Source organism: Streptomyces sp. NPDC041108 (genome assembly GCF_055592645.1).
The window spans coordinates 69,209-91,654 of record NZ_JBVIYK010000023.1; the positions used below are offsets into that span (position 1 = coordinate 69,209).

At 68.4% G+C, this 22,446-nt stretch carries 16 protein-coding genes and 8 pseudogenes; 13 read left to right on the top strand and 11 right to left on the bottom strand.

Translation table 11 applies throughout. The features are described 5' to 3' along the window. Nucleotides 1-30 precede the first annotated feature (30 nt). The 4 genes from ACZ6BB_RS38140 to ACZ6BB_RS38155 all read left to right on the top strand — a co-directional run bounded on the left by ACZ6BB_RS38140 (nucleotide 31) and on the right by ACZ6BB_RS38155 (nucleotide 2,674). Nucleotides 31-180, top strand: a complete 150-nt coding sequence (locus ACZ6BB_RS38140) for a hypothetical protein (RefSeq protein ID WP_471619701.1) — start codon at nucleotides 31-33, stop codon at nucleotides 178-180. Further along, nucleotides 177-1,121: a fumarylacetoacetate hydrolase family protein gene (locus tag ACZ6BB_RS38145; protein ID WP_471619702.1), complete on the top strand. Its 945-nt coding sequence runs from the start codon at nucleotides 177-179 to the stop codon at nucleotides 1,119-1,121. Before ACZ6BB_RS38140 ends, ACZ6BB_RS38145 begins: the two co-directional genes overlap by 4 nt. A gap of 102 nt (nucleotides 1,122-1,223) precedes the next feature. Beyond that, on the top strand, nucleotides 1,224-1,988 hold the full coding sequence (locus ACZ6BB_RS38150) for a CoA transferase subunit A (RefSeq protein WP_471619703.1): 765 nt from the start codon (nucleotides 1,224-1,226) through the stop codon (nucleotides 1,986-1,988). Then, nucleotides 1,988-2,674: a CoA transferase subunit B gene (locus ACZ6BB_RS38155; protein WP_471619704.1), complete on the top strand. Its 687-nt coding sequence runs from the start codon at nucleotides 1,988-1,990 to the stop codon at nucleotides 2,672-2,674. Before ACZ6BB_RS38150 ends, ACZ6BB_RS38155 begins: the two co-directional genes overlap by 1 nt. A gap of 55 nt (nucleotides 2,675-2,729) precedes the next feature. On the opposite strand, the gene ACZ6BB_RS38160 is transcribed toward ACZ6BB_RS38155, so the two are convergent. Both ACZ6BB_RS38160 and ACZ6BB_RS38165 read right to left on the bottom strand, forming a co-directional pair. Beyond that, nucleotides 2,730-3,449 (bottom strand): IS1634 family transposase, encoded by a 720-nt coding sequence (locus ACZ6BB_RS38160; RefSeq protein ID WP_471619705.1) that lies wholly within the window; start codon nucleotides 3,447-3,449, stop codon nucleotides 2,730-2,732. 32 nt (nucleotides 3,450-3,481) lie between these two features. Continuing rightward, a pseudogene (locus ACZ6BB_RS38165) lies at nucleotides 3,482-3,712 on the bottom strand (DUF4277 domain-containing protein); the annotation flags it as partial. Between the two features lie 833 nt (nucleotides 3,713-4,545). On the opposite strand from ACZ6BB_RS38165, the pseudogene ACZ6BB_RS38170 reads away from it, so the two are divergent. From ACZ6BB_RS38170 to ACZ6BB_RS38190, 5 genes and pseudogenes are all read left to right on the top strand, one after another. Then, nucleotides 4,546-5,028: pseudogene (locus ACZ6BB_RS38170) on the top strand (RICIN domain-containing protein); the annotation flags it as partial. Nucleotides 5,029-5,106: 78 nt separating this feature from the next. Then, a pseudogene (locus ACZ6BB_RS38175) lies at nucleotides 5,107-7,572 on the top strand (beta-xylosidase family glycoside hydrolase); the annotation flags it as partial. A gap of 707 nt (nucleotides 7,573-8,279) precedes the next feature. Further along, on the top strand, nucleotides 8,280-9,107 hold the full coding sequence (locus ACZ6BB_RS38180) for an SDR family NAD(P)-dependent oxidoreductase (RefSeq protein ID WP_471619706.1): 828 nt from the start codon (nucleotides 8,280-8,282) through the stop codon (nucleotides 9,105-9,107). A gap of 416 nt (nucleotides 9,108-9,523) precedes the next feature. Beyond that, on the top strand, nucleotides 9,524-10,771 hold the full coding sequence (locus ACZ6BB_RS38185; RefSeq protein WP_471619707.1) for an MFS transporter: 1,248 nt from the start codon (nucleotides 9,524-9,526) through the stop codon (nucleotides 10,769-10,771). Nucleotides 10,772-11,324: 553 nt separating this feature from the next. Then, nucleotides 11,325-11,462 carry a hypothetical protein gene (locus tag ACZ6BB_RS38190; protein WP_159424298.1) on the top strand — a complete coding sequence of 46 codons (138 nt, stop codon included), beginning with the start codon at nucleotides 11,325-11,327 and terminating at the stop codon, nucleotides 11,460-11,462. A 363-nt stretch (nucleotides 11,463-11,825) separates the two neighbouring features. On the opposite strand, the pseudogene ACZ6BB_RS38195 reads toward ACZ6BB_RS38190, so the two are convergent. From ACZ6BB_RS38195 to ACZ6BB_RS38210, 4 genes and pseudogenes are all read right to left on the bottom strand, one after another. Beyond that, nucleotides 11,826-12,217, bottom strand: a pseudogene (locus ACZ6BB_RS38195) (diacylglycerol kinase); the annotation flags it as partial. A 59-nt stretch (nucleotides 12,218-12,276) separates the two neighbouring features. Beyond that, nucleotides 12,277-12,666 (bottom strand): annotated as a pseudogene (locus tag ACZ6BB_RS38200) (S8 family serine peptidase); the annotation flags it as partial. 202 nt (nucleotides 12,667-12,868) lie between these two features. Then, nucleotides 12,869-13,159 (bottom strand): annotated as a pseudogene (locus ACZ6BB_RS38205) (transposase); the annotation flags it as partial. A gap of 29 nt (nucleotides 13,160-13,188) precedes the next feature. Further along, the gene (locus tag ACZ6BB_RS38210; RefSeq protein WP_471619708.1) at nucleotides 13,189-13,386 is read right to left on the bottom strand and encodes an IS110 family transposase; all 198 of its coding nucleotides are present in this window, start codon (nucleotides 13,384-13,386) and stop codon (nucleotides 13,189-13,191) included. Between the two features lie 466 nt (nucleotides 13,387-13,852). Between ACZ6BB_RS38210 and ACZ6BB_RS38215 the strand changes: the two genes are divergently transcribed. The 3 genes and pseudogenes from ACZ6BB_RS38215 to ACZ6BB_RS38225 form a co-directional block, all read left to right on the top strand. Then, nucleotides 13,853-15,526 carry an FAD-binding dehydrogenase gene (locus ACZ6BB_RS38215; protein ID WP_471619709.1) on the top strand — a complete coding sequence of 558 codons (1,674 nt, stop codon included), beginning with the start codon at nucleotides 13,853-13,855 and terminating at the stop codon, nucleotides 15,524-15,526. Between the two features lie 20 nt (nucleotides 15,527-15,546). Continuing rightward, on the top strand, nucleotides 15,547-15,933 hold the full coding sequence (locus ACZ6BB_RS38220; RefSeq protein ID WP_471619710.1) for a GMC family oxidoreductase N-terminal domain-containing protein: 387 nt from the start codon (nucleotides 15,547-15,549) through the stop codon (nucleotides 15,931-15,933). Nucleotides 15,934-16,124: 191 nt separating this feature from the next. Beyond that, a pseudogene (locus ACZ6BB_RS38225) lies at nucleotides 16,125-16,720 on the top strand (IS110 family transposase); the annotation flags it as partial. A gap of 453 nt (nucleotides 16,721-17,173) precedes the next feature. Here the strand turns inward: ACZ6BB_RS38225 and ACZ6BB_RS38230 are convergent. The 3 genes from ACZ6BB_RS38230 to ACZ6BB_RS38240 form a co-directional block, all read right to left on the bottom strand. Then, nucleotides 17,174-17,908 (bottom strand): TetR/AcrR family transcriptional regulator, encoded by a 735-nt coding sequence (locus ACZ6BB_RS38230; protein WP_471619711.1) that lies wholly within the window; start codon nucleotides 17,906-17,908, stop codon nucleotides 17,174-17,176. Nucleotides 17,909-17,933: 25 nt separating this feature from the next. Continuing rightward, nucleotides 17,934-19,139, bottom strand: a complete 1,206-nt coding sequence (locus tag ACZ6BB_RS38235; RefSeq protein ID WP_471619712.1) for a serine hydrolase domain-containing protein — start codon at nucleotides 19,137-19,139, stop codon at nucleotides 17,934-17,936. Between the two features lie 384 nt (nucleotides 19,140-19,523). Beyond that, the gene (locus ACZ6BB_RS38240) at nucleotides 19,524-20,411 is read right to left on the bottom strand and encodes an alpha/beta fold hydrolase (protein WP_471619713.1); all 888 of its coding nucleotides are present in this window, start codon (nucleotides 20,409-20,411) and stop codon (nucleotides 19,524-19,526) included. An 83-nt stretch (nucleotides 20,412-20,494) separates the two neighbouring features. Here ACZ6BB_RS38240 and ACZ6BB_RS38245 point away from each other — a divergent pair, with 83 nt between their 5' ends. After that, on the top strand, nucleotides 20,495-21,103 hold the full coding sequence (locus ACZ6BB_RS38245) for a TetR/AcrR family transcriptional regulator (protein WP_471619714.1): 609 nt from the start codon (nucleotides 20,495-20,497) through the stop codon (nucleotides 21,101-21,103). Between the two features lie 475 nt (nucleotides 21,104-21,578). Here ACZ6BB_RS38245 and ACZ6BB_RS38250 read toward each other — a convergent pair. Then, a pseudogene (locus tag ACZ6BB_RS38250) lies at nucleotides 21,579-21,888 on the bottom strand (IS6 family transposase); the annotation flags it as partial. 188 nt (nucleotides 21,889-22,076) lie between these two features. Then, entirely contained in the window at nucleotides 22,077-22,364 is a 288-nt protein-coding gene (locus ACZ6BB_RS38255; protein WP_471619715.1) for a transposase, read from the bottom strand. Nucleotides 22,365-22,446: the final 82 nt, after the last annotated feature.

Below are 22,446 nucleotides of genomic sequence, written 5' to 3' on the forward strand. Positions count from 1 at the left end.
CCGCGTCAGCCCCCGGATCTCGGAGAAGACATGGTCACCAGCCCCGTTCACGGCGCCCCCGCCGTCCCGTCCGCCGACTCGCCCGCCCGGCGCACCGGCACCGTCATCGCCGGATGCCCGGCGCTCCGCCTCACCCGGATCGGCCTCGCCCCGACCGAGGCGGAGGGGAGCGCGGCGTGAAGTTCGCGACCTTCGTGCACGACGGGAAGTGGCAGTCGGGGATCGTCACCGACGACCAGGTCCACGCCTTCGAGTACCCCGTCGAACTGCTGGATTTGATCGTGGAGGGCGAGGAGTGTCTGCGCGAGGCAGGAGAACGCGCCCTGACCGGCTCGCTGCCGGTGCCCGTGGCCGACGTCCGGCTGCTGCCGCCGCTCCAGCCACCGACCGTCCGCGACTACATGACCTTCGAGAGCCATGTCGCGGGCGTGGCCCGGGGATACGGTGACACCGTCCCCGAGGAGTGGTACGCCGCGCCAGCGTTCTATTTCACCAACCCGTACGCGACGATCGGCGCCCACGATGACGTACCCGTGCCACCCGGTTGCCTCCGCTTCGACTTCGAACTCGAGGTGGCCGCCGTCATCGGCAAGGTCGGCCGGGACCTGACCCCCGAGCGGGCTCGCGAGCACATCATCGGCTACACGATCCTCAACGACTGGTCCGCCCGCGACCTGCAGGGCCGCGAGATGAGTGTCAAACTCGGCCCCGCCAAGGGCAAGGACACCGCCACCACGCTCGGTCCCTGGCTGGTCACCACCGACGAACTCGAACCCCACCGCGACGCGGAGGGCTTCCTCGACCTGGCCCTCACCGTCCAGGTCAACGGCGAGACGATCGGACGGGACAGGCTGGCCAACATGGCCTGGACGTTCGAGGAGATGGCGGCGTACGCCTCCCGCGGCACCTGGATCCACCCCGGCGACGTCCTCGGCTCCGGTACCTGCGGCAACGGTGGCTGCCTGGCCGAACTCTGGGGCCGCAACGGCGCCCTGGAACCCCCACCGCTCATCCCCGGCGACAACGTCACCATGACGGTCGAGGGCATCGGAACCCTCAGCAACACCGTCGTCGAGGGCGTCGCTCCGGTTCCTCTGCCCCCTGCCCGCCGCAGGCGATGACCGCCGCACGTCCGGGAAACAGGGGCGGGGTCACCAACCGGCTTGGACGAGACCCCGGTGCCGGACCGCCCGTCCGGCACCGGGAGAAAGGAACGAAACAACGTGGACAAGGTCATGGCCTCGGCCGCCGACGCGGTCGCCGACATACCGGAAGGGGCATCTCTGGCGGTGGGCGGCTTCGGGCTGTGCGGCATCCCCACCGTCCTCATCGGCGCCCTGCACACCCAGGGCACCGGCGGACTGCGCGTGGTCTCCAACAACTGCGGCGTTGACGGCCAAGGGCTCGGCGTCCTGCTGACGGCCGGCCGGATCGCCCGGGTCACCGGCTCCTACGTCGGGGAGAACAAGGAGTTCGCCCGCCAGTACCTCGCCGGTGAGCTGGAGGTGGAGCTCACCCCGCAGGGCACCCTCGCCGAACGGCTGCGCGCCGGCGGCACCGGCATCCCCGCCTTCTACACCCCGGCCGGGGTCGGCACCCAGGTCGCCGAGGGCGGACTGCCCTGGCGCTACGGCCCCGACGGCAGCGTCGCCGTGGTCTCCCCGCCCAAGGAGACGCGGGAGTTCCGCGGCCGGACGTACGTCCTGGAGGAGGCCATCACCACCGACTTCGCCCTCGTGCGGGCCGCCCGCGGCGACCGGCACGGCAACCTCGTCTTCCACCGCAGCGCCGCCAACTTCAACCCCTTGGCAGCCATGACGGGCCGTATCACGATCGCCGAGGTCGAGGAACTCGTCGACCCCGGCGCCATCGACCCCGACACCGTCCACCTGCCCGGCATCTACGTCGACCGGGTCGTGGGCCCCGTCCCCACCGACGACAAGGGCATCGAGAAGCGCACCGTCCGCACACGGAAGGAGCGGCACTGATGGCCTGGACCCGCGACGAGATGGCGGCACGCGCCGCCCGCGAACTGCCCGACGGCTCCTACGTCAACCTGGGCATCGGTCTGCCCACCCTCATCCCCGACCACCTCCCGCCCGGCGTCCACGTGGTGCTGCACTCGGAGAACGGCATCCTGGGCACCGGCCCCTACCCGTACGACGACGAGGTCGACCCCGACTTGATCAACGCCGGCAAGGAGACCGTCACCGTCCGGCCCGGCGCCTCCTTCTTCGACTCGGCGGTGTCCTTCGGGATGATCCGCGGCGGCCGCATCGATGTGGCCGTGCTGGGCGGCATGCAGGTCTCCGCAACCGGGGACCTCGCCAACTGGACCGTGCCCGGCAAGATGATCAAAGGCATGGGTGGTGCCATGGACCTGGTGCACGGCGCCGGCAGGGTCGTTGTCGTCATGGAACACACCGCCAAGGACGGCTCACCGAAAATCGTCGACGAGTGCACGCTGCCGCTGACCGGGCAGGCGTGCGTCCACCGGATCATCACCGATCTCGCCGTCCTCGACATCACCCCGGACGGCCTGTCCCTGGTCGAACTCGCCCCTGGAGTGAGCCTCGCCGAGGTCCGCGAGCGCACCGGGCCAGACGTTGCGCAGCGCCCCGGCGGCCCACCGCCACACCGCACGCGCCCGGCCACCCACAGCCGGACGGCGTAGGTGACGGTGCCGGGCAGCCACTGCCGAATACCTGCGTCCAGCCAGCGCCCCGAATTCAGCGTCCAACCGCTCGCACAGGCCACTTGCGGCGGCTTGCCTCGGTGGTGGGCCACCAGCTCTTGCGGCGCCCGGACAAGGTGTGGGTGTCCTCCAGCACGCGGTAGGACTCCCGCCGCTCGGCCGGTTTGTCCGTGTCTCTGTGCGGCGTCCAGTCCACGACGGCCGCCCGGCAGAGGTCGAGGGCGGCATAGACCTCGTCCTTGAGCTGCGCGGTCGGTGCCGGGGCGACGAACCGGACCCCGGCGGCCAGCAGAACGGTGATGTTGCAGTAGGACACCAGCTTGGAGTCGGTGACCATCAGGAAGTCGCGGCTGCCGGCCATCGTGCGCAGGTCCTTCATCGCGCCGACGACCTGGCTGACCTCGGCCGCCGGTCCGCCGAAGACACGGGCATGGAGCGGGATACCGCCGTCGGCCGTCACCGCCAGTCCGGCCTGGACCTGCTTCAGGTCCGTGCGCCGGTCCTTGGGATGCCCGTAGCCGATGACGGGGAAGTCTTCGTCCTGGCCCTGGTCCGGATAGTCCCCGTGCACGGACATGCTGGTCATGTCCCAGTGCAGCCGGGACACATCGATGCCGAACTCGGCGATCGCCCGCGCCCCGACCGTGCCCGCGATGTGCTCCAGGTGCGGGGCGATCGCATCCAGGGCCCAGGCCAGCCGGTCGTCGTTGAGCAGGCCGGCCTCGATCCCGAAGACCTCTCCACCGCCCAGCACCTGGCCCAGTCCCCGACCCGCACCAGCGGCGCGGGCGCGGTCAGCCGGTTGGCCACCAACGCCTCGATCACCTGCCCGTGCGTCACCAGCGCACTGGCACCACCCGGACACACCTCATCGACGATCCCGGCCAGATCCAGCCGACGAGTGAACTCGGAAACGACAGGCAGAGCGCCCAGACGTTTCTCCACCACGGACGTCACCGCCACTTCAAAGCGCTGACGCTCAGACCGTGGCCGCGGAGACCGGGAAGTCTTCGACACACCCCACCCAACGCCACACCCCCGGCCCAGGACACCCCCCGACCGGGCACACCATACGAATCAACTACCCGCGAAGTCCGGGTCTAGGAACGGTATTTCGGAGATCAACTCTCCGTCCGCTCACGCACCGCTCACGCAAACGGCCCCGGACGAGGAGTCCGAGGCCGAACAGAGTGCCTCCCTGGGGAGGAAACCCCGGTTCAGCGGCGTTCTGCGTTGTGCCCTCGGCGGGATCACCAAAGGATGGGACCTGGGCTGGCCAGCGGTTTTACGCCGGTCGGCTTGTGGTCGAGGCCTGTCAACGCGTTCACCCGGCTGACCGCGCCACCGCGACCGATCACCTGAACACCGGCCCACGTCCCGACGAGCAGCCGGCGGAGGACCCCCGGCCACCACGCCGGGCCATCGGTGTGCCCGCGAACTCCGGCGGACCTCCCCGAGATCGACTACCCGGATCGCGGCCTTGATCAACGGTCAGCGAAAGGCGGAGGGTCGGCTTGACGGACGCCGAGCTCGGCGAGGCCAGCGTTACATCTTGACGCGGCCGATGTTGTCGATCACAGTGCACGTGATTGTTCAGCCGCCCCGTCGGTTGGCTACTCAACACCTACACCCCTACATATTCCTGCCCGGCTCGTCCCCGGAAATGTTAACGCTAACACGTCACTTCCCGGGCGGTTGTCCGTGCGCGGGTGTCGTCGGCGTCCGCGCCGATGCGGCCCGTCTCATGTCGGCGATCCCAATGATGGAAGGAAGACGCTATGCAGGTTGGGTTTGCGCGCGCCGCGAGGTGGCGCCGTCGGTGGCGGTCGGGGGTGGTCGCCGCGGCAGTCATGGCGATTGTGGGCGGGTTGCTCGCGGTGGCCACGACGCCGGCGTCGGCCGCCACGGTGGACACCACCGCCTGGTACGTGCTGGTGAACCGCAACAGCGGCAAGGCGATGGACGTGTCCGGCGTTTCCACCGCCGATGGGGCGGCGATCCACCAGTGGACTCGTCACGACGGAGCGAACCAGCAGTGGCAGTTCGTGGACTCCGGTAATGGCTACTACCGGTTGAAGTCGAAGAACTCCGGCAAGGTCCTCGAAGTGAGCAACTGGTCGACCGCCGATGGCGCGAAGGTCCAGCAGTGGACGGACCACAACGGCACGAACCAGCAGTTCCGGCTGGCCGACTCCGACAGCGGCTACGTCAGGCTGATCAACCGCAACAGCGGCAAGGCCGTCGAAGTCCAGAACGCCTCGACCGCCGACGGCGGCAACGTCGTGCAGTACGCCGACTGGGGCGGCAGCAACCAGCAGTGGCAGCTCGTCCGCGCCGCCGAAGAATGGAATCCCGATTCGTCGTATACGACGACGGACACCGGCGAGGGCACCTACGCGGTTCCCATGCTCAATGCCGACGTGCCGGATGTCAGTGTCGAGCGCGTCCCCGCGTCGCAGAACGACGAAGGGCGCGACGTCTACTACATGGTCAGCACGACGATGCATCTCAGCCCGGGCGCACCGATCATGAAGTCGTACGACCTCGTCAACTGGGAGATCGTGAGCTACGCGTTCGATCGCCTTGACATCAGTGATGCCGCGTCCTTGCGCAACGGCAAGAACTCCTACGGGGAGGGGCAGTGGGCGTCGTCGATCCGCTTCCACGACGGCACCTTCTACGTGCTCATCAATTCGCTGAACCTCGGCGGCGCCTTCCTCTACCGCACCGACGACATCGAGAACGGAGCGTGGACGAAGACGGCGTTCGGTCGAGGCTTCCACGACCCTTCGCTCTTCTTCGACGACGCTAACGGCGGAACGCCGTACATCATCTACGGCGGCGTCAGCGCGGTTCGGCTGAACCCGACGCTGACGGCGGTCGAGCAGGAGTTCCCGGACTTCATCCGGCGCAGCGACTACGCGAGCAAGCCGTACGTCGGCAGCGATGGGATCTTCGAGGGCGCCCAGGTGTCTTTCATCGACGGGTACTACTACGTAGTGATGATCACCTGGCGCAGCGACGGTCGACAGGTCGTCATGTTCCGCTCGACCGAACTGCTCGGGCGCCTCGCGGCTACCCCGGCGCCCTACGAGTCCCGTTCAGCGCTGAACTCGAACGGATTCGCCCAGGGCGGCCTTGTGCCCATCTCGAATGACGCGGGCGACGACGACTGGTATGGCTTCTTCTTCCGCGACTCGTATCCGGTCGGTCGCATTCCGGCGCTGATCCCGGCGACCTGGAGCGACGGGTGGCCGACCTTCGGCAACAACGGCGTCGTGCCGGTCGACGGCATCTTCCAGAAGCCGATCAGGCTCACCCCTGAGCAGGAGCGCTTCGAGCGGCTCAAGAGCATCGTCGTGTCCGACGACTTCGACAACGATGCACCGCACCGTGCCTTCCAGGACGAGCAGTGGACGGTGCCGACACCACCCGACATCGACGAGACGCTGGTCGGCGTCGAACTCTTCGGCAATCCCGGCGTCGAGTCCGGAAGCACAGCGAGCTGGATCGCCAACGACGGCGCGACGCTCTCGACGACGACGGACGCACGCACGGGTTCGAAGGCCCTCGCGGTCACCGGGCGGAACGCCACGGGATCGGGGCCGGCGCAGATCGTCACCGACAAGGTGCAGCACGGCGTCACGTACGACGTCTCGGCATGGATCAAGTACGACAACCCTGCGAGCCCGGCGACCAAGCAGTTCCTCATCACTGCTCGGTACGGCGGCAACAACACGACCTTCGCCAACCTCTCGCCCGCCACGGCCGTGACCCGCGGGAGCTGGGGCAAGGTGTCGGGATCGTTCACGATTCCTGCATCCCAGGCTCTCTCCGACGTCCGCATCTTCATCGAGACCCCCTGGGTGAGCAATCCGTCGTCAGACCCCAGCACGCACCTCATGGACTACAACGTCGACGACGTTTCACTCGTCGGGCGGCCAGCCGCCGAGCCGCCGCATCCCGATGAAATCGCGCCGAACGGGTCGAATCTCGACCTGGCCTGGGAGTGGAACCACGCGCCCGACAATCGGTACTGGTCGCTCACTGACCGCAAGGGGTGGCTGCGGTTGACGGCCGGCAAGGTCGTGACCGGTGCGTACACCCACCGCAGCCCCGGTGGCGACCTCACCTGGCTCGAAGAAGCACGCAACACGCTCTCGCAGCGCTCCTTCGGACCCCGGCAGTCGGCCGAGACGAAGCTGAACATCTCGGGCATGAACAACGGCGACGTCGCCGGTCTTGCAGCGTTCGGCCACGACTTCTCGTATATCGCGGTCAAGCGCGTGAACGGGGTGAACATGGTGGGAGTCGTCCATCGCGGACGTCCCTTCACCGCATCGATCGACCAGTCGGCGATCGAGAGCTTCGTCCCGGGCACCGCTACGGCGCTCGGGGGTGCCACGGAGGTGCACCTGAAGGCAGATCTGGACTTCGCCCGGAGTCCGGGGCAGCTCTACACGACCTTCTATTACAGCTTGAACGGAATCGATTGGACCAAGCTCGGCAACGCCGTCGGGCCGCTCGAGTTCGCCGGATCGATACACTTCATGGGACACAGGTTGGGACTGTTCAACTACGCGACTCAGCAGACCGGCGGCCACGTCGACTTCGACCGCTTCCTGCTGAGCGACACGCTGACATCGCAGAACCAGCCGCTCGACGAAGGCGACCTGGATGCTGCGATCGCCTACGCCGAATCACTCGACTCGGGGGACTATCCCGTCGAAGCGTGGGCGGCGATGCGCGACGCGCTCGCCGAAGCGCGAACGGTGGCAGCAGGGGTGGTCGGCACGCAGAACCAGATCGACGCCCCTGAGCGAGCGCTCAGCTATGAGCTCGCCCGCCTCGGAACGCTGAAGGCGCCGGCGCCGTGACTCGCCGGAAAGGTGGTCGTCACGGTGCACGCGGCCAACGCGGAGGAGGTGCCTATCACGGTCGCCTTCGAGACGCCGTATGGCAGCAAGTCCTGGGCGTCGGTCGCCCCGGCGCGAACGCGGTGCACGCTTTCACGACCCGACTGGTGAGCGTGCCGGAGGGAGCGGCATCCGCTGAGCTCTCGGCGACCATCGACGGCGAATCCGTCTCGACGGAGAGTGAGGCGCCGTACCCGGCTCGCACATGCAACTGATCTGAGCGGCACGGACCCCGACGACCAGGGTCCGTGTCGCTCAGAACCCGGTCCCGAGGCCAACCTCGGGACCGGGCCTCCAACGTCCCACGGGACCTCAACCGAAGAGAAGTCGTGGAACCGCGACGGCGCAGACGCGGTCGGAGGGGGGTTGGCCTCAGCGCGGTGTGTCCGCGGTGGTGATTGTAGGTGTGCAGCCAGCCGGGGAAGGATCAACCCTGACCTGCCGATCCGCTGGTGTCAACATTGGTGCTAACTCTGCTGTCAATATCGGTGTCACCACCGTTGACACGCTTTGGGTGAGTGGCCATGATGACGACGGGGTCGCTGCCACCCTCTCCGACACGCCAGGAAGGGACAGCGCATGACAGTCATCCGAGAAGAGCTGTGCTGCAGGCCCGCCCCGGACGGACGCACGGTGAAAGCGCTCGTTGATCACAGGAACGGTGACCGATGAACGGCACTGAACTGTCCACCGCGCGCCGCCTGCTCGGGAAGCTGCCCTTCGTCGACCCGGGCCGGCCCCCGCTGCCCGCGAGAACCGCGTTCCTGACCGGTGCCAGCTCGGGCATCGGAAAGGCGCTGGCAGCCGAGCTGTGCGCCCGCGGCTACGACGTGTACCTCACCGCGCGCAGAATCGAGGTCCTGGAAGAACTGCGGGCACAGCTCACCGCCGCGTTCCCGCAGCGTTCGGTGACCGTGGCCGCCCTCGACGTGACCGAGCACGAGGCCGTGGCGCGGACGGTCGACGACGCGGCCCGGCAACTGGGCGGCCTCGGAATGGTCATCGCCAACGCGGGGGTCGACATGGGGGGCAACATCGGGGAGGGCCGCTTCGCGGCGCACCGCGCGGTGGTCGAGGTCAATCTGCTGGGTGCGATGGCGACCATCGACGCGGCCGTCGCACACTTCCGCAGCCAGGGCGGCGGGCAGGTGGTGGGCTTCTCCTCCGTCGTGGCCGGGGCGGGCCTGCCGGGCGGGGCGCCGTACTGCGCCTCCAAGGCAGGGCTCACCAGGTACCTTCAGTCGCTGCGAGGCGAGCTGTGGAACAGCGGCATCACCGTGACCACGGTCGCCCCCGGCTACATCGACACCCCGATCAACGAAGCCCTGGGCGACAAACGGCCGTTCCTCATCGACACCCGCACGGGCGCCCGCAAGATCATGGACCGCATCGAGTCCGGCGCCGTCCACGCGACAGTGCCCCGGGTGCCCTGGACCGTCGTCGAATACCTGCTGGCCCGGCTCCCGACCCGTCTGCTGCGGAAGGTCAATGCCTGACCGCCCAGGCCCGGGTACCACTGACAGTCTGGTGCCGAGCCGCCATCACCCGGTGACCGTCGGGCCGGGCCAAGCCTTCGGCGCACACCGCACACCCGGCCCTGATGCCACCCAGCACCTGCCCGCTACCGAGCCCCCCGGCTGGTTCCATCACCTGCCGCAGCGCCCGCCAGAGCGCCCCGTACGCCCTGAGCACTACGTCGACTACCTCTGGGCCGGTTGACCGCCTGCCGCTGGCCTGCGCCCCCGAACGCGTCCGGGTCGAGCCACTCTCTCTGCCCGGAGGCTCCTTTCGCCGCTCCAGTACTGGACACGGCACCCGACCGCCTACCAGTTCTGAGGTTTCTGACGATGCTCCTCTTCCCTCCCGCTCCCGCGCCCGCCTGCCAGGCGGCCCTCCGTGCAAGGGGCATTCAGTGAAAACGACCAGCGACACCGCGCTGACGTTCACCGTCGCTGCTGCCCTGATCGCCGGAATCACGCTCGGCAGCAGCGGCAGTAACGTGATGCCCGTCTTCGTGGACGACTTCGCCGACCGCTTCGACCTGTCCAGCACCAGCGCCGGACTCGTCGCCGCCAGCCAGCTGACGGCGGTCGCGATCACCACCCTCCTGCTCGCCGACCGCGCCGCCCGCCCCGGACGCGTCCGGATGGCCCGCAGCGGGCTGGCCCTGGCCACCGCGGGATTCATCGGCGCCGCCCTCGCCTTCGACATTCTGACGCTGATCGCGGCCGGCCTGGTGCTCGGCGCCGGACTCGGAGCCGTCTACGCCGCCTCCACCACCGCCCTGGCCGGCGCCGGCGGCGACGCCGACAAGACCTCCTCGATCGCCGTCACCGGCGCGCTGTTCGCGAGTGCCCTGCTGATCCTCGCCTTCCCGGCCGTCAACGAGTCCGCAGGCGGGGGAACCGGCTTCTTCCTGCTGGCCGTGTGCTGCCTGCCTGGCTGGTTCCTGGTGGGCCGCCTCCCCGACGGCCCGGGCCCGGCGGGCAGTCCTTCCGCGCCCGTCCCCAACGCGAACTGCTCCCGGTCGGCCCGTCCCTCCGCCGTGCTGCTGGCCGGTGCCGGCCTCCTGATGGCCGTCACGCAGGGAGTCTGGTCCTACGCCTCCGTCCTGGGGCGTGGCCACACCGGCATGTCCGCCTCTGCGCTCTCCGTCGTCCTGGCCATCTCCAGCGTCGTCGCACTCGCCGGAGCCGTGGCCGGACCGCTCGCCGTGAAGCGTTTCGGCCGCCTGCGCTCGATGACCGGGTTCGTCGTTGTCGAAGCGTTGAGCACGGGGCTCCTCATCGTCATCCACAGCCCCACCCTGTTCATCGCCGCCGCCGTCATCTGGCAGACGTGCTGGCTGGCCGTCCTGGTACAGATACTCGCCGCCGCCTCGGTCATCGACTCCACCGGACGGTGGGTGGCCGCCCTCAGCGGCGCCGGAGCACTCGGCGCAGGCATCGGTCCCCTGGCCGTCGGCGCGATCATGGACAACATGGGCGACGGCGTCCTGAGCATCCTCCTCACCGCCGGAACACTCATCGCCGCACTCCCTCTCCTCAAGATGACCGCATCCAGCGACGCGGCAGCAACCACCGCATCCGTCACACCCCACCCGCAGGCCATGCCCATCGCGAGGACGACCACCGAGAAACCAGCCGCACCAGCGGAATGAAACACCCGCCCCACGATGTGTCGGCGGCGGCTGAGACCACTCCGAACCGTTGCACAAGCCGGTGGCGGCGCGGCCCACGACTGTGCCTGCCTGATCCCGCCCCGGGTGGCGTCACGCCGCTGCTGACGCCACCCGAACCACTCCATGGCAACCCGATAATTCGGGCTGTCCGCGCCGCTCCGCCCCGCAGCTGGTACGGGACCCCGTTGACAATCACCGAGCTGATCCGTGCCCCGGACTCCCTGCGCACCGCAGCCAGCGCCGCCGGTCTGCCGCTGCGTCACCTTGTACGACGTCTGGGTGCGCTCCCCGCTTTTCCTGGAGTCCGCCTGCTCCCACCGCCGGTGGCCATACGTCCGCGGGGCACCGTACAACCCGCCGGACCCCGACGCGCTGCTGAACTGCTCTCGTCAATGTTCTCGGTCGGCACCTCGATTCCTGATCAGCTTCAGGGAGTTCTTCGGCAACCCTCACCTGCCAAGCCTCCCTCCTGACCGCCTCGGGATCGTTCGTCTTCGCCATCGGTGTCCAGTTGGACGCGTTCGTCGTCCGCATGACCCTCGTACCGGCCGTGATGGGATCCTGGACCGCCGTGCGTGGTGACTTCCCCGGTGCGCAGCGGGCGCTCCCCGACGGGGACATGCCGGCGAACGGCTTACGCGTCACCTGGACGCATCCGCACCGGTTCTGACGTCGGCCTCCTCCGGTCAGTCCCTGAGGCGGCGGGGCGCCCGCCTCACCAAGTGTTGGACCCGACGGTTCGGTTTCGCCCGGGCGCCCGGCTGCCTCGGCATCCTGCCAGCCTGTGAGGGCGAGTTGGTCGCTGTGGCCTTCAACCACCGTGTCGCATTCGAGGGGTTCACCCATCTCAATGGGACGCCGGCGCTCGGCGTGCGCCGCCGGGAACGGACTGTTCGATTCAGCGACGGTTGCAAGGCAGGCAGATGGGGTTTCATCTCCACGCCCAGGTGACCTCCTCGGCCGCCGTGTGCAACGTCCCGCGAGCCTGGGCCGGGCGTTGACGGGTGCAAGGGACCCGGACGCTCAAGGAGGGTCAGCGCATGCTCGAGTGACCGCGTCCGCGGCGGGGTGCTGCCGTGTGCCCGACCGTGGCCGCCAGTTTGGGCAACCGGCGCCAGTCCAGGCGCGGTTGATGCTTGGGAATACCGGGCCGCTTGCGGGGAAGGCGGACGCGCAGCGCGCCGGGGGTGATACGGCAGTGCACCAGGGTGGGCAGGACAAGGGCTTCGCCGTCGAGGCCGGCCTCGATCTCCGCGCGGTCTGCGTCGATGACGACCTCGGGGGCAGTGAGGATGGTGAGGCCGTCCGGTTCGGGGGTCCAGGAGCAGCGCGGCGGCCTCGGCCGCGCTGTCCACCCGGGCGCCGAGGACGCCGCGGGGCGCTGTCGAGGCGTTCGCGCCGGCCGAATCTGAAGGGGTCGTCCGTATGACGTCCACGCCGTCCGCGACGGCCCGGGCGAACGCGGCCACGGTGTCCACGCCCCAGCAGTTCGTGCTCCAGCAGGCCTTGTAGTACGCCAGCCGCGCGGCCGGCGCGACCCCGCTGAGCTTTCCGCTGGTGCCGGTGCCCGGGATCGACGCCTTGACGCCGTGGTTCCCGGCGGCCGTCGTACCGGTGTGTGTGCCGTGGCTGTTCCGGTCCAGTGGCGAGGCCACGTCGTCGGGGGTGGGCGCGGCCACGCCCTTGCGGAACCACTGGGCGCCGATCACCTTGTTGTTACAGGTGACGCGGTTGGCGGGGTCGGGGTCGGTGCCCTCGTCGCACGTGCCGTGCCACTTCTTGGCGATGGCCTCGGCGTCGGGGCGCGGCTCCGGAAGTGGGGCGAGCATCGGGTTCGACGGGTCGAAGCCGGTGTCCACGATGCCGATGATCATTCCCTCACCGGCGTGCTCTTCGACTTGGACGCACCCACTCTGGCTCGCCGCTCCACCGGTGTCAACAGAGGTGCCTACGCTGATGTCAGCAAAGGTGTCACCATTGTTGACACGACTTTGGGCGAGCGGTCATGATGACGGCGGGGTCGTTGGACCCCTTCTCCGGCACTCCACGAAGGACATCCCAATCGTGTTGTCGAGCCGCAGCCGTGACGGGAGGTGAAGCGTGATAGCACGATCCGTCACGGATCAGGGCCCACAGGACGTTGAGGCGTCGGCGTGCGAGAGCGAGCAGGGCCTGCTTGTGTCCCTTCCCCTCGTTCCGCTTGCGCCGGTAGTACGCCTTGGAAGCCGGGCGCGCCGGCAGACTGGCCATCGCCGAGAGGTACATGGCCCGCAGCAGGCCGCGGTGATAGCGGCGGGGTCTGCGCAAGTTGCCGCTGACGCGGCCGCAGTCACGAGGCTGCGGAGCCAGGCTGGCGAACCCGGCCATGGGCTGGCCGTGCGAGAGCAGCAGTCCGATCAGCAGGGCGGCGGCGCCGTGGTTGAGGTCGACCGCCCACAGCACGTCGGTGGATATCGCCAGGGCATCATCAGCTCCAGCAGCTCGGACTCGTCGTTCAGTACGCGGCGGGACCGCAGCCGTTCGCCGTCCCTGTTGATCACCATCGCATGGTGGTGCGTCTTGCCGATGTCCACTGCGGCCCAGATCTCAGGCACGGTCACCTCCGCCAGCTCGTCGTCACGTCAACCCAGCAGGCGACCTCGCCGACGTTGTCCTATGCAGCGATCGAGTCGCGTCTCCCAATTGGCGGTCGAGTCGTCGCGGGGTCCGGGGCGGCCATGTCCTTCAAGCCATCCAGCGGCTCACCCATGACAGCCATACCCCGGGCCCCTGGGCCTCGCCGATCTTACGAGTGAGCAGTTCAGACCCACATCAATAGATAAGACAGCCATGACAGCAATCCAAGAAGAGCTGTGCTGCAGGCCCGCCCCGGACGGCGCACCGTGAAGGCGCTCGCGGATCACAGGAACGGTGACCGATGAGCGGCACTGAACTGCCCAGGACGTCGACAGCGCCCGCGTCTGGCTCAAACAGCTGCTCAACGCGCTGCTGACCGACGGCAGCGGCACCCCGCCATGAGTTCCCCAACCAGCCCTCCCAACAAGAAAAGGATCGGTCGCCATGGATGCGGACGTCATCGTCGTCGGAGCAGGCCTCGCGGGCCTGGTCGCCGCGCACGAGCTCACCAGCCGGGGCCGCAGGGTCGCGCTCGTCGACCAGGAGAACGCAGCCAACCTCGGCGGCCAGGCCTTCTGGTCCTTCGGCGGACTCTTCCTCGTCGACTCCCCGGAGCAGCGGCGCCTGGGCATCAAGGACTCCTTCGACCTGGCCTGGAACGACTGGCAGGGCAGCGCGCAGTTCGACCGGGTCGACGACGAGGACTCCTGGGCGGTGCGCTGGGCCCGCGCGTACGTCGAGTGGGCGGCGGGGGAGAAGCGGTCCTGGCTGGACGGACACGGCATCACGTTCCTGCCCACGGTCGGCTGGGCCGAGCGCGGCGACCTCAGGGCCGACGGGCACGGCAACTCCGTGCCCCGCTTCCATGTCCCCTGGGGCACCGGCACCGGCGTCGTGGAGCCGTTCGTCGACCACGCCAAGCAGGCCGCCCGCGATGGGCTGCTCACCTTCTACCACCGCTACCAGGTCGACCAGCTGGTCATCGAGGAAGGCTCCGCGCGCGGGGTGCGCGGCACGGTCCTCGCCGAAGACCGCTCGCCCCGCGGAGTCGCCTCCAACCGCGACCGCATCGGCGACTTCGAACTCACCGCGCAGGCCGTCGTCGTCACCACCGGGGGCATCGGCGCCAACCACGACATCGTCCGTCGCTACTGGCCCGAGCGCCTCGGCACCCCGCCCACGAACATGATCACCGGCGTCCCCGCCTACGTCGACGGACGCATGCTCGACATCAGCGCCGAGGCGGGCGTACGGCTCGTCAACCGCGACCGCATGTGGCACTACACCGAGGGCCTGCAGAACTGGGACCCGATCTGGCCCGGCCACGGCATCCGCATCCTGCCCGCCCCGTCCTCCCTGTGGTTCGACGCCCTGGGCCGCCGACTTCCCGACCCGTGCCTGCCGGGCTACGACACCCTGGGCACCCTCAAGCACCTGCGCACCGACGCGGACATCGCCGGTCACGACCACTCCTGGTTCATCCTCACCCAGAAGATCATCGAGAAGGAGTTCGCACTGTCGGGCTCCGAGCAGAACCCCGACATCACCGCCAAGGACCGGGCCGGGTTCCTCAAGGAGCGGCTGCTCGGCAAGGGCGCCCCGGGGCCGGTGGACGCGTTCCTGCGCAAGGGCGCGGACTTCGTCACCGCCTCCACCGTCGAGCAACTGGTCGAGAAGATGAACCAGCTGACGGACAAGCCGCTCCTCGACGCGGCCGAGATCCGCCGCCAGATCGAGGCCCGCGACCTCCAGATCGCCCACCCCTACAGCAAGGACGCCCAGGTGCAGGGCATCCGCAACGCCCGCCGCTACATCGGCGACCGCCTCGGCCGCGTCGCCACCCCGCACCGCATCCTCGACCCGGCGGCCGGCCCCCTGATCGGCGTCAAGCTGCACATCCTGACCCGCAAGACCCTCGGCGGCATCCAGACCGACCTGGACTCCCGCGCCCTGGGCGCCGACGGCCGACCCGTCGACGGTCTGTACGCGGCGGGCGAGGTCGCCGGCTTCGGAGGCGGAGGCGTCCACGGCTACAACGCCCTGGAGGGCACCTTCCTCGGCGGCTGCCTCTTCTCCGGGCGAGCGGCGGGACGGGCGGCGGCGAAGCAGGCCGCCTGATCGACGAACGTGCGGCAGAGGTGGTCGGGGAACCTGCGACCGCCCCTGCCGCGCGCACTGGGCTACAAGGCTCCTGCCAGTGGGTGGTGGGCTGTCCCACCGGCGCCAAGCAGAGCGTGCAGTTGTCCTTCCTGCCCGACACATGCGCCGACGGAGCGCGCATCGTTACCGGCGCACGCGCCCTGCGGATCCTGCTCGACCACGACCGCCCGGGCCCGCCATGGGCGGCGGGCATCCGGGCGGACGGCAGCGAGCTGGAGATCCTCAGCCCCCCGCCGTCACGGCGCGGGCGCACTGCATACTCCGCCGCTTGCTGCGCCGATCCGGCCTGGGCGGTCATCCCCGCCTGGGCCGCAACCTCAGCTTGTCCTACCTTCCAAGCGTGGGTCAGAGGCGATCATTCGTAAGATCATCGGATCCAGGGATTCCGGGTATGGGTGTCAGCTTGTCGCCGTCCGATGGCTCAAATGACTTGGCCGCTCGGAACCCTGCTGACGGCTCGACCGCGAATGGGGATACGCGACTCGATCGCTGTGCAGGCCAACGTCGGCGAGGTCGTCTGCGGGACCGGAATGACGACGAGCTGGCGGAGGTGGCCGTGCCCGAGATCTGGGCTGGCGTGGACATCAGCAAGGAACATCACCACTGCGTAGTGATCGACGCGCAAGGCGAACACCTCCTGTCGCGGCGGGTTCTGAACGATGAATCCGTGCTGCTTTGAGCTGATCGGCGACGTACTCGCGCTGTCCGAGGACGCGTGGTGGGCAGTGGACGTCAACCACGGTGGTGCTGCCCTGCTCATCGGGCTACTGGCTGGCCACGGCCAGCCGATGGTCTACCTCACCGGCCTCGCCGTGCACCAGGCATCGGCCGCCTACCGCGGGCAGGGCAAGACGGATGCGCAGGATGCGTTCGCCATCGCCAACCAGGCCGGCATGCGCAAGGACCTCGGCGTTCTCCGGCCCGGTGACGAGACAGGCGTCGACCTCAAGATCCTGGTCCGACGCCGCACCGACCTCGTCAACGACCGCACCCGCCAGATCACACCGACTCCGGGAACAACTCCTGGAAATCTTCCCGGCGTTTGAGCGATCGCTCAGCCTGACGAGCAAGGGGACGATCCTGCTGTTGACCGGCTACCGGACGCCGGCCGCAATCCGCCGCAGCGGAGTCAAACGCATCGAGACCTGGCTGATCCGTCACCGGCCGGTACACCGCGAAGGCGCGGGGATGCAGGAGCTGGAGCGGATCATCGCTCTCCGAAGTGAACTGGACCTGATTACCCAGGAGTTGGCCAAGCAACCGCAGGAGGTCCAAGCCGAGCAGGTGGAACTGGTGATCGCCGAGCGGGTCCTGCACCGGCCGGCTGATCAGGACCAGGCCGCGGAGGAGTCGTCGCGGCCGTCGCCCCGTCGCCCGCCCGCCCGGGTGGACGGGACGGGCGGTCCTACTGATCTCGTACCGCAGCGAGACTCCCCACGAGGGCGCCCTGCCCGCTGACTACCGCAGGATCCGGGCGATCGTGCGGGACGCCGACGGCCCGGTCCAGACCGGGGCGGCGGGCGAGGAACTGGGTCTTGAGGTGACGGTGCCCGGCAAGCAACTTCACGATGCACACCGCTCATTGCCCCGTTGCCCGACGAGGCGTCAGTTCTCCGTATGTTCGCTTCCTTCTCCGCGGGCGCGCTGCGCGCGGAGCTCCACAGCGTCGAGGAACAGGCCGAGCGCGGTCTCGAACTGGTCCTCTTCGTCGATTTCCGCGAGATAGGGGGCGACCTGCGCCAGGTTCGGGTACCGCTGTGGCGAGGCCGTAAGGTACTCGCGGCGCCAGGCCAGCCGGTCGCCTTCCTGAGCGCCCTTGTCCAGCACGTTGAAGGAAGCCTCGAAGGCGCTGGCGGCGAGTGCCGTCTCGGCCAGGACCCGGTAGTACGAGGCCGCTTCGCGTCCCTGGAAGCCGGCCTCGAGCAGGGCGCCGATGACCACGTCGGCGCCCTGGAACTCCGGCTCGCGCCGCGAGGTGCGGGCCGCGACCAGGACGGCCACACCCGGGTGCCGCAGGCATGCGGCACGGATCCGTCGGGCGAGCGACGCGAGGGTCTCGCGCCAGCTTTCCGACGGTGCGAAGTCGTGCAGGGCATCGCCGACCAGCCGGGCGGCCAGGCCGAGCAGCAGGTCGTCCTTGCTGCGGAAGTGCCGCAGGACGGCTGTGTGGTCGGCGCCCAGATCAGTGCCCAGCCGACGGAAGGTGAGCGCCTCAGGACCATCTCTCTCGATCACGGCCATCGCGGTGTCCAGGATCAGATCCGGGGTGAGGAAGGATGCCGGACGCTGCTTCCGCCGCGCGGGAGTAGCTCCTGCCGGATTGGTCTTCGCGCGTGTCATGGCCGTCATCCTACCGACGGCGTTGTCAACGGTGGTCTTCGTGCAGATGGTCGGCCACCGCCCGCAGTGCCGTGACGGACTCCGCGTCACGCGAGGGGTCGTCCGCCGTCGGCCACGCGCTGGTCTTGACGATCACCACGTCGGCATCCGGGTCCACATACAGGTACTGGCCGTGGATCCCCACCGCGGTGAACGGACGTCGCTCGCCGCCGAGTGTCCACCACTTGTTGCTGTACCCGTAATGCGGGTAGCCGCTGGGTCCCAGCGCACCGACCTCCAGATGCGGCAGCCCGCGACCCCGGCTGCGCGCCACCCATTCCCCAGGCACGATGCGCTGCCCGTCCAGTTCTCCACCACGGGACATCAGCAGCCCCAGCCGGGCGATGTCGCGGGCGGTGGCATTGAGCGAGCCGCCGGCGATCGCGGTACGCGGATGCCCACGGGTGAGCCAGTAGTACGCGTCGTGCTCCGCGCCGATGCGGCTCCAGAGGCGCTCCGTGGCGTACCGCGCGAGGGACTGGCCGGTGGCGGACTCCAGCACCCATCCCAGGACCTGGGTGTCGATCGTCGAGTAGCTGAACTGCGTGCCGGCCTCGGTCGAACGCTCGGCCGAGGACACCACCTCGTGCAGTGAGCCGCCCCCTGCGGCGGCCTTGGTGAACCGGTTGATCAGACTGCCCCGAACGGTGTGGTCCTCCACCAGGTCACCCACCCCGCTGCTCATGTCGAGCAGATGCTCGATGGTCACCCCGTCGAAGGCGGAGCCCACCAGCCACTTGCAGTACGCCGTCACCGGCTCGGTCACGTCCTTGATCGCCCCCTCGTCGAGGGCGATCCCGATCAGTATCGACGTCACCGACTTGGTCATCGAGAACATCTGGAACCGTACGTCGCCGCCGGCGAAACACCCCGGATACGACTCGTGGACGATCTCGCCGCCATGCAGCACGACGAAGGAGGTGGTGTTCGTTCGAGCGTGCAGTTCGGCAAGACTCCGCTCCCGTCCCTCGAAGCCGTAGGTCACTTCCAGGGGGCGCGGTCGCCGGGGCAGGGGGAACACCTCCCCGCCGCGGCGGACGTCTTCGGTGGGCAAGAGGAGATTCATGTGTGTGAACGTCCACTCATTGACCGGGCGACGGGTCATCACCTCGTCCTGATGTCGCCACAGCCACACCGCCCCGGCGCCCGCCGCGGCGGCTCCCAGCAGCCACCCACCCACTTCAATGCGCATTACTGAGCCCCTTCATCGCCTGGACACGCCGAACTTCGGCGACCTCACTCTGGCTCGCCGCTCCACCGGTGTCAACAGCGGTGTTAACTGTGGTGTCAGCAAAAGTGTCACCACTGTTGACACGGTTTGGGTGAGTGGCCATGATGACTCTGCTGCGCAATTCGCTGCGGAGGTAAGGCCGGGTCGGCGATGATCGTTGGCGGGGTCGCCTTCCTGCGGGCGACAGCGCACCCCGCCTGGACACACAGGATGCGTCCATCTCGGTCGGCCGCTCCGGCAGGCCCGGGTCCGACCGGCGGATTCTCGCGCGGCTGATCAAGCAGGCGAAATCGGCGACGATCCGTCGGCAGGAGTGTCTTCCGCCGCACCGAAACCCTGCAGGTGTTACTCGTCGAGGAACTGAATGGCGTGCTTCAGGAACCGCTCGGGGTACTGGAACTGCGCTCCATGCCCGGCATCGGGGTAGATCAGCAGCTGAGCGTTGGGGATGTTCTGGGCGAGGTGCCAGGAGTTGATCGAGGCGATCATCACGTCGTTCTCGCCGTTGAGGACCAGCGTCGGCTGGGTGATCGCATTCAGGAACGCATAGGGATTCTCGCCCGGCAGCGGTTCCGCATAGGCCATCACCGCTTCGACCTGCGCCTGTGCGACCGCGGGCGAGGCCGGCGTGTCCTGGTCGGCCCGCTGGTGACGCCGCTCCCAGAAGGCCCGGCCCGCTTCGATCGCGGCTTCCGAGCGGCCGAAGAACAGGAAGAGGAAGTCCTCCAGCGTGTGGACCGGATTCAGCGCGTGGTCAGGCACCTTGGGGTCACTCGTCGGGTCCCCTCCTCGGAGGCCGGTGCCGAGCAGGAGGAGCTTGCGCACCAGCTGAGGGTGGCGCAGCGTGACCTCCTGTACCTGGAAACCGCCGATCGAGAAGCCGAGCAGATCGACCTGCTCCAGCCCCAGCGCCCGGATGACCGCGGCGATGTCGTCGGCCATGTCCTCGATCCGGTTACGCGGCGTGCCGGATGACGAGGCGATGCCGCGCCCGTTGAACAGGATGACCTCGCGGCCTTCGGCCAGGCCGTCGGTGAGCAGGGGGTCCCAGTGGTCCATCCCTCCGCGGAAGTGCTGGACCAGGAAGATCGGGACGCCGGAGGGCTTGCCCCAGCGTCGGTAGGCGAATCGGTCGCCGTCGACCTCGATGTACTGAGTCGGTGCAGTCAGGTGTGTGTCACTCATGGCCTGGCCCTTTCTGTGGCGGGTGAGCAATACGATGACGATCGTCATCCAAAAAGTCAAGCACTTTGATGCCGATCGACATCTATGTATGCTGGACCGTCGAGCGTCGACCGAGGAAGGGACGGCTGGACATGCGGGTCACCAAGGCACAGGCAGAGCAGAACCGTGCCCACATCGTCGCGACAGCCTCCAGGCTGTTCCGGGAGCGCGGCTACGACGGTGTCGGCGTGGCAGAACTGATGGCAGCCGCCGGGTTCACCCATGGCGGGTTCTACAAGCACTTCCGCTCCAAGGCCGACCTGATGGCCGAAGCGTCCGCGAGCGGGCTCTCGCAGGCCGTGGCACGGACAGAAGGTCTGGACCTCGCCGAGTTCGTCGAGCGCTACGTCTCCCGGGAGCATCGCGACGGGCGCAGCGACGGCTGCACCATCGCGGCCCTCGGCGGCGACGCCGCACGTCAGCCGGCGGACATCAAAACAGAGTTCGCAGCCGGGATCGAGAACCTGCTGACGGCCCTTCAGCCCCAAAGCGATACGCCGGGGGATGCGGACCAGCGCGCGGCCCGCACGATGGTGATCGACATGCTCGCCCATTCGATCGGCGCGATCGTGTTGTCGCGGGCATGCCCGGACGGTTCTCCGTTGGCGGACGAGATCCTCGATGTCTGCCGCAAGGAAATTCTCGCGTCACTGGCACACGGCAACAGCGACCAGCCGGAGGCACGGGGCCCGGGAGCCTGATCGCAGCCGACCGACGCACGCCCACGACAGGTGGCGTCGCCAGATGGCGGACCACGGCCGTGAGCTCATGGATGAGGCGCTTTCCAAGGCCCGCCGTGATGAGCGGGCATCGAGTACATCGAGAGCCTGCACGTCAACGACCGCAATGACTTCTGCGGCGAGGCACGCGCCTTCGACATGTCCCCCTCCCGATCTTCAGCGACCTGAGCGGGGTCACATTCAAACGGTGACGACGCCGCCGACTGCGTCGACACCACCGCATTAACCTGCACGGCGCTGTCACGTTGTTGGGCGTGTGAGTGTCTGACGGTACGCCAGGGTGTGGTGTACCGGGTGTCAGTCTCGACACAAGCTGCGGTGAGCTGGCCGGTGGCGCCGGTGATCTGGTCCCAGATGGCGAAGCGGTTGATCATCTCGGTGCGGTGTTCGGTGGCGGTCATCAGGTGCCGTCGGGGTCGGAAGTGGGGTGAGATGCCGCTGAACGCGGACAGGGACCGCTGGGCTGCGCCGGTGCCGCGGAAGCCTTTCATCGCCCGTTCGCGCTGCCTGGTTGGCTGGTGGCTGTTCTCCGCCCGGTTGTTCAGCCCCTTGTGGGAGCGGTGCTCGACGGAGGGCATGACCTCGCGGTGGGCCGCGCCGTAGGAGCGGAGCTTGTCGGTGACGATCACCCGCGGCACCATGCGGGTCTTCTTCATCAGGCGGCGCAAGAAACGCCTGGCCGCGGCCTTGTCCCGGCGGCTCTGTACCAGGATGTCCAGGACGTTGCCGTCCTGGTCGACCGCCCGCCTGGTTTCGTAAGCGAGAGCGGACAACGTTTGTCGACGGTTTCGGACAGCACTTTGGCGATCAACGCCGCAGAAATGTTGACGAGAACCGACAACGCTTTGGCCGCCTGCTAGGACGTCCTTAGGGCTGTCCCGTAAATCACTTTGAGTCGCCTCGGGCGGGGTCGGCCGCTGTGAGGTCGTCTCGCCTATCCGGCGAGGGCAAGGTTGTAGAGACGGGCGATGCCGAGCATGGCGTGGTGGACTCCGTCGCCTTTGAGGCGACAGTCGCGAAGGATCTTCCAGGTCTTCATGCGGGCGAAGGTGTGCTCGATGCGGGCGCGGACCTGCTTGTGGGACTTGTTGTGCGCCTGCTTCCACTCCGGCAGTTCTTCGCCTTTGCGTCGGCGGTGCGGCATGACGAGTCCGGTGCCGGGGTAGCCGCCGTCGGCGATGGTGAGTGTCTTGCCGACGGCGGCTTTGGGAGCAATAGTCAAGACTTGTGGATCGGCAGTCTCAGCTTCGAGTTCGAGTTGATCGGAGCCTGGTGAGTCCTTCGACCGCCGAGAGCTCGTCGCT

Bases quoted from the DNA above. Each gene is read 5' to 3' on its own strand.
- ACZ6BB_RS38235 (WP_471619712.1), bottom strand. From the start codon at position 19,139: ATGCGCATTGAAGTGGGTGGGTGGCTGCTGGGAGCCGCCGCGGCGGGC.
- ACZ6BB_RS38215 (WP_471619709.1), top strand. From the start codon at position 13,853: ATGGATGCGGACGTCATCGTCGTCGGAGCAGGCCTCGCGGGCCTGGTC.
- ACZ6BB_RS38155 (WP_471619704.1), top strand. From the start codon at position 1,988: ATGGCCTGGACCCGCGACGAGATGGCGGCACGCGCCGCCCGCGAACTG.
- ACZ6BB_RS38190 (WP_159424298.1), top strand. From the start codon at position 11,325: ATGACCCTCGTACCGGCCGTGATGGGATCCTGGACCGCCGTGCGTGGT.
- ACZ6BB_RS38230 (WP_471619711.1), bottom strand. From the start codon at position 17,908: ATGACACGCGCGAAGACCAATCCGGCAGGAGCTACTCCCGCGCGGCGG.
- ACZ6BB_RS38140 (WP_471619701.1), top strand. From the start codon at position 31: ATGGTCACCAGCCCCGTTCACGGCGCCCCCGCCGTCCCGTCCGCCGAC.
- ACZ6BB_RS38180 (WP_471619706.1), top strand. From the start codon at position 8,280: ATGAACGGCACTGAACTGTCCACCGCGCGCCGCCTGCTCGGGAAGCTG.
- ACZ6BB_RS38245 (WP_471619714.1), top strand. From the start codon at position 20,495: ATGCGGGTCACCAAGGCACAGGCAGAGCAGAACCGTGCCCACATCGTC.
- ACZ6BB_RS38240 (WP_471619713.1), bottom strand. From the start codon at position 20,411: ATGACGATCGTCATCGTATTGCTCACCCGCCACAGAAAGGGCCAGGCC.